2 protein-coding genes are annotated in these 1,166 nt (G+C 55.8%); one reads left to right on the top strand and one right to left on the bottom strand.

Features of this window, described 5'->3' with window-relative positions:
- Window positions 1-100: 100 nt before the first annotated feature.
- Window positions 101-415, top strand: a complete 315-nt coding sequence (locus G9463_RS23705; protein WP_370458005.1) for a TetR family transcriptional regulator C-terminal domain-containing protein — start codon at window positions 101-103, stop codon at window positions 413-415.
- 28 nt (window positions 416-443) lie between these two features.
- On the opposite strand, the gene G9463_RS23700 is transcribed toward G9463_RS23705, so the two are convergent.
- Window positions 444-860: a hypothetical protein gene (locus G9463_RS23700; protein WP_229380486.1), complete on the bottom strand. Its 417-nt coding sequence runs from the start codon at window positions 858-860 to the stop codon at window positions 444-446.
- Between the last annotated feature and the right edge of the window lie 306 nt (window positions 861-1,166).

The raw sequence follows: 1,166 nt of genomic DNA, 5'->3' as shown, positions 1-1,166 counted from the left end.
TGACTAGCTGCCGACACTGCTCAACGAAGTCGAGGAGATCGACTTCCATAGCCAGAATTGATTTCCTCGGCTTCGTCCTTCTAACCCGTGATAACCGCCGATTAGATCGCTATTCAACGCGGCAGAATTTTCCCAGGCTGTGATTGAGTTGCGAGCGCAGGCAGCGCACGACGACGATTACAACCGTCTCTTTCGCAGGAGTGATGACTTTATTCGAAAGCAGATCGCCCGTGTCATCCGAGCGGGTGTTGACGCCGGCGCATTTACTGTCGAAGACCCATCGCAGACAGCCGCACTGTTCCACACAGTTTTAGTCGGGATTCAGGCGGAACGGATTACCAGCGACGAGGACACAATCGACGACGTGAGAGCCGAATTTCGACGGTACGTTGAGAACTGTTTACTCTCGGAGTAGCCCCATCAAGTCACGTCTAGCTGAGCGATTAACTGCCACCGTCAGCCATCGTGCCGCCACCGGGCATCGACTGACAGTCTCCTTCGGGCTTCTGGATCGGGTCAACCACACCCCACGAGTGGAAGTCCCACCGCATTGACTCGCCTTCAATACGTCGCGGATATCCGGAGTCCGCCAGAATGTAGTATGTCAGCGGCTTCTGGGACTCAGCCTGAGAGATTTCATACACCAGCACCTCCTCACCATCGATGGTATCCCGACCGACCGGCGTGACTTCCGGGTTTTCCTCCGGCTGATCGGAGAAACGGCCTGGATCAACCTCGTCACGACCCATCCCCTGTTGCATCGTTCCCCGGACACACTGCCCTCCAACAACGGTGTACGTACTGTTCCCAATGTGATACATCTCCATCTGTTGTCCCTGCTGGTCGAATGACCAGTACATATCTCCCCGGTAGAAACGGCCAGACATCTCCACGGTCCGCCCTCCGGACTGCACTGTGGCTGTCATCGCATACGATTTAGGGAACCGTGTAACCTGACCGAACTGTGTTGATCTGTCGTCGTTACCGCTGAGCGTCGATTTATTCGTAGCAGTTACCGCAGCTGAGTCCGGCGTTGGTTCGGCACCGCCACCAGTCTCAGTCTCACTCGAATTACCGCTTTGATCGCTGCCACAACCGGCGAGTACAGTCAAGCCCGAACACACGACTCCGAGTAGCTGCCGTCTATGTAGTTGGTGCATGGGGAC

The sequence above is a fragment of the Haloarcula sp. JP-Z28 genome (assembly GCF_011440255.1).
Taxonomy (GTDB): Archaea; Halobacteriota; Halobacteria; order Halobacteriales; family Haloarculaceae; genus Haloarcula; species Haloarcula marismortui.
This window is presented reverse-complemented; position numbering and strand designations above follow the sequence as displayed.